The following is a 4,684-nucleotide window of genomic DNA, read 5'->3' as shown; positions in this document are numbered from 1 at the left end:
TGCCGCGCGACCGGTCGATGTAGATGCGGGTGCACTCCGGATTGCCGCACTCCTTGATGAGTGGCACATCCGGTCCGCTCAGGAGCTCGACGGCGTGCCGTGCCACAGTGGACAGTGCCTGCTCCGGAGTCGCCGCCGTCCACCGGCCCGCCGGGGTGAGCTGCGGTGTGGCGGGGGGCCTGCGGGCGGCGTCGTTCAGCACAGCGAGCGCTTCCGTGTCGTACGGCTCGCCGAGCCGACGGTTGGTGGCCAGCGCGTAGACGGCCTCCCGTACCGCTATGGCCTGCTCGACGTCGGATTCCTGGCTCGGCGAAACGGCATCCACGACTCCGGATTCCAGGTACCAGGCGTCCAGCCGGTCCGGCGACACGAACATTTCGAACCGTACGGATCGGCGGGCCCGGAGTGTCGCTGCGAAGTCGAGCGCCGGGTTTCCGCACACGAAGACATGATCCAGATTCACATCACCATTCTGACGGGTGACTGCGAGGTTCCGCAATCGCGTCACCGGCCCTCACGCATCGTCACCAGCTTGACGGGTGACGGGTCGGCTGCAAGTATCGTCACCAGTTGAACCAGTGACGCAATTCTGTCGCTGGCGTGTCGAGAAAGGAGCTGAGCATGACTGTCACTTACACGGACGCCGCGGAGGTGGCGCGCCGAGCGCGGTTCGGCAGGCTGCCGGAGCGCATTCGCCTGGAGGACACGGTCGAGGAGCGGCCGGCCACGGTGCCGGATCCGGCGCGAGACGCGTACAACGAGGACGAATGGCTCGTGCGTACATGCCTGTAGAGCCGCGCCGAGCGACAAGGGCGCCGAGGATTCCGGTGCAGGCGCGACGGATGTTCACAGTCCTCGCGGTGATCGCGACGGCGGCCGTGATCGGATTCGGCTGCTTCGCGCAGGTCTTCTGATCGCATGGCCACGGAGAACGCAGGACACGCTGATGACGAAAGGAAAGTCCAGATGTTCGACAGGCGGAGCTTCGGCAAGATCGTGGGCGTGGGTGCCGCTGGGGCGACTCTCGCCGGATGGTCCAGCGGTTCGGCGGCCGCGATGGGCGGGACGGAGTCGGCGGCCGGGGCGGGGCACACGTCCTTCGGCCGTCTGAAGCAGATCCGGGCCGGCGAGCTGAACGTCGGCTACGCGGAGGTCGGTCCCGCCCGCGGGCCCGTGGTCATCTGCCTGCACGGCTGGCCCTACGACATCCACAGCTTCACCGACGTGGCGCCGCTGCTCGCCGCGCGGGGGTACCGGGTGATCGTGCCCTACCTGCGGGGCCACGGCACGACGGGATTCCTGTCGGAACGGACGTTCCGCAACGCCCAGCAGGCGGTGGTGGCGCTCGACATCATCGCCCTGATGGACGCCCTGAAGATCGACAAGGCGGTGCTGGCCGGATTCGACTGGGGATCGCGGACGGCCGACATCATCGCCGCGCTCTGGCCGGAACGCTGCCGGGCCCTGGTCTCCGTGACCGGCTATCTGATCACCAACCGCGAACGCAACAAGTCACCCCTGCCGCCGAAGGCGGAGTGGGCGTGGTGGTACCAGTACTACTTCGCCACGGAACGGGGCCGGCTCGGACTCGAGAACGAGCAGTACCGGCACGATCTGGCCCGGCTCGTCTGGGAGTTCAACTCCCCGGGCCGGCGCTTCGACGACGCCGCCTTCGAGCGCACGGCCACCGCCTTCGACAACCCGGACTACGTCGACATCGTCGTCCACAACTACCGCTGGCGGCTGGGCCTGGCCGACGGCGACCCGCGCCACGACCGGCTCGAGCAGCAGCTTGCCGCGGGCCCCACGATCGCCGTACCCACCGTCACCCTCGACGGCGAGAAGGATCCCTTCACGCCCGCGGGTGACGGCTCGTCCTACCGCGACAAGTTCACCGGCCCTTACGCGCACCAAACCCTGAAGAACATCGGCCACAACGTGCCGCAGGAAGCACCCGCGGAATTCGCCCGAGCCGTCCTCGAAGCCGACGGGTTCAACCGTCCCTAGCGCCAGAAACCGAGGCACTGGACCTCCAGGGCACTATCTGTCACGGGTGCAGCGGCCCGTGGGGTTCGCTGCCGGTGGGCGGCACTGGAGAGCGAAATCGGCCGGACTGGTGCTCAGATAGCGGCCGATGCAGCCGTTCACCGTCGTACGCCCGCGCTCGGCGCAGAAGGCGAGTGCGGCGTGGCCGTCGACGAAGGGCCCCGGGGCGTGGATCACCCAGTAGCCCGGGCGGAGGGAGGCGTAGTCGTCACTGCGCAGGAAGACGGCCTCCGGCACGGATTCGCGGATCCGGGCGAGGCGCCGGTCGCGGGCTGCGGTGCCCGCGGAGAGCGGTTCGGAGTGCAGCTGGGCGATCCAGCGGCCGTCTCCGGCCGGGGTGGGGGACGCCTCGGGACCGGTCGGTGCGGGCGTCGGAGTCCGCTTCGGTGTCGGGCTCGGGGGCGTCGTGAGGGCGGTCGATGCGGACGACGTGCTCGTCGCGGAGCCGCCCGCTGCGCCGACGGCACCGGCGGTCGTCTCGTCCTTCTTCTGGTCGCCGGGGGCGCGCAGGGTGAGCGCGAGTGCGGTGGCCGCGCCGACGGCCAGGACGGCGGTCACGGCGACGAGGACGGGTGTACGGCGAGGGGCCGGGCGCCCGGGGCGGGGGAGGTCCTGCCGTGTGGGCGTCGCGGCCGGGGCCGGCGGCGGCACGGGTGCCGCCGCCGGAGTCGGCTGGGCCCACGGCGGTGCGGTGCCGGACTCGACCTGCGCCAACAGCGCGTCCAACTGCTCGGCGCCGGGGCGTGCCGCCGGGTCGCGTACGAGGAGGGACTGGAGGACGGGGGCGAGCGGGCCGGAGCGCAGGGGCGGGGGAACAGGGTCCTCGAGAACCGCGGCCAGGGTGGCGAGCGTCGTCGCGCGGCGCAGCGGACTCACGCCCTCCACGCACACGTACAGGACCAGCCCGAGGGACCACAGGTCGGACGCCGGATCGTCGTCGTGCCCGCGGAGCCGCTCGGGGGCCATGTACTCGGGTGAGCCGACGAGTTCGCCCGTGGCCGTCAGCGCGGTCGCGCCCTGGAGGGCGGCGATGCCGAAGTCGGTGAGGACGGCGGTGCCGTCGGGGCGGAGCAGGATGTTCGCGGGTTTGACGTCCCGGTGCTGGATGCCCGTCGCATGCGCGGCGCGCAGACCGGCCAGCACCTGGCGGCCGATGCGCGCCGCCTCCACCGGGCTCAACGGGCCGTCGTCCACCCGCTGTTGGAGCGAGCTGCCAGGGACCAGCTCCATCACGATCCACGGGTGGGGGTCCGCCTCGATGATCTGGTGGACCGTCACCACATGGGGATTGCTGAGCCGCGCCAGTGCCCTCGCCTCGCGCATGACCCGCTCACGTACGGCAGGCGAGGCCTCCGCGTCCGGGCGTACGGCCTTGAGGGCGACTTCGCGCTGCAGCACGGTGTCCCGGGCCCGCCACACCGTGCCCATTCCTCCGCTGCCGAGCCGCTGGAGCAACTCGAAACGTCCGTCGATCATGTCCCCCGGTGCGTTCACGTGCCTCAGATTAGGGCAGGAGCAGATTCCCCGGTGACGGTACCGGCGCGTTGACGGCCGAGGTCGCTGTCGGTCATGCGCCCCGGCGCGTCCCTGGGGCGGCCGGTCATGTCGACCGGCTGCGCCGGGCGAGGGCCGGAATCGTGCCACCGGCGAGGACGGTCTCCCGCTGCCGGTCCGAGAGGCGGTGGCGCAGCCGGTACGTCTCGTCGCGGCCGGTGCTGTGGACGGTGACGGTCGGCGGGGCGCCGGGAGTGAGCGCCTTGTGCAGGCCGTCCAGGCGGAGCCGGTCGCCGGGCTGGACGCGCGTGTAGTCGTCGGGATCGGTGAACTCCAGGGCGAGTACGCCGAAGTTGGCGAGGTTCTGCCAGTGGATGCGGGCGTAGGTGAGGGCGATGACGGCGCGCAGTCCCAGGTGGCGCAGGGTGATCGCGGCGTGTTCCCGGGAGGAGCCCTGGCCCCAGTTCTCGCCGGCGACGATCACATGCCCGCCGCTCTCGCGCAGCTCCGCGGCGCGCCGGGGGTAGTCGGGGTCGAGCCGGGTGAGGGTGAACTCGGCGAGCTTGGGGATGTTGGAGCGGTACGGCAGCGCCCTGGCACCGGCGGGGGAGATCTCGTCGGTGGAGACGTGGTCGCCCGCCTTGAGCAGGACCGGTACGTCGAGCGTGTCGGGCAGCGGGTCGAAGTCGGGCAGGGCGGAGATGTTGGGCCCGCGCTCCAGTCGGACGCCGGCCGCCTCGTCGGGAGGTGGCGGGGGTTCGAGCATGGCCGTGTTGACCGTGGCCCGGTCGGGCAGGTCCAGGTGCGGGTACGGCACGTCGTGGTCGGCGGCCCAGTCGCGCGGATCGGTGATGGTCCCGGTGAGTGCGGAGGCGGTCGCGGTCTCCGGGGAGCAGAGCCACACCGCGTCGTCCTCGGTGCCGGAGCGGCCGGGGAAGTTGCGGGGGAAGGTGCGCAGCGAGTTGCGTCCGGCGGCGGGGGCCTGGCCCATGCCGATGCAGCCCAGGCAGCCGGCCTGGTGCAGTCGCGCACCGGCCGCCAGCAGGTCGAAGGTCCCCCCGGCGCGGGTGAGGTCCTGCAGGATCTCGCGGGAGGTGGGATTGACGTCGAAGCTCACACCCGGCGCGGTCTGCCGGCCCCGGAC

The 4,684-nt window shown here is 71.6% G+C and carries 5 protein-coding genes; 2 read left to right on the top strand and 3 right to left on the bottom strand.

What is annotated here, in order from left to right; genetic code table 11:
* A partial coding sequence (locus tag ACTWQJ_RS46700; RefSeq protein WP_443312458.1) for an ABATE domain-containing protein occupies positions 1-463 on the bottom strand: 463 nt, incomplete at its 3' end.
* A gap of 158 nt (positions 464-621) precedes the next feature.
* Between ACTWQJ_RS46700 and ACTWQJ_RS46695 the strand changes: the two genes are divergently transcribed.
* Both ACTWQJ_RS46695 and ACTWQJ_RS46690 read left to right on the top strand, forming a co-directional pair.
* Positions 622-792: a hypothetical protein gene (locus ACTWQJ_RS46695; protein ID WP_443312457.1), complete on the top strand. Its 171-nt coding sequence runs from the start codon at positions 622-624 to the stop codon at positions 790-792.
* Positions 793-966: 174 nt separating this feature from the next.
* The gene (locus ACTWQJ_RS46690) at positions 967-2,007 is read left to right on the top strand and encodes an alpha/beta fold hydrolase (RefSeq protein WP_443312456.1); all 1,041 of its coding nucleotides are present in this window, start codon (positions 967-969) and stop codon (positions 2,005-2,007) included.
* Between the two features lie 33 nt (positions 2,008-2,040).
* On the opposite strand, the gene ACTWQJ_RS46685 is transcribed toward ACTWQJ_RS46690, so the two are convergent.
* Complete coding sequence (locus tag ACTWQJ_RS46685) at positions 2,041-3,540, bottom strand: serine/threonine-protein kinase (protein ID WP_443312455.1); 1,500 nt, start codon at positions 3,538-3,540, stop codon at positions 2,041-2,043.
* A 106-nt stretch (positions 3,541-3,646) separates the two neighbouring features.
* Positions 3,647-4,684 (bottom strand): aconitase family protein (locus tag ACTWQJ_RS46680; RefSeq protein ID WP_443312454.1); only part of this gene is annotated, 1,038 nt, incomplete at its 5' end.

The organism is Streptomyces sp. KR55 (assembly GCF_052245645.1).
Taxonomy (GTDB): Bacteria; Actinomycetota; Actinomycetes; order Streptomycetales; family Streptomycetaceae; genus Streptomyces; species Streptomyces flavusporus.
Note: the sequence above shows the minus strand (reverse complement) of the source record. Positions and strands in the feature narration are given on the sequence as shown.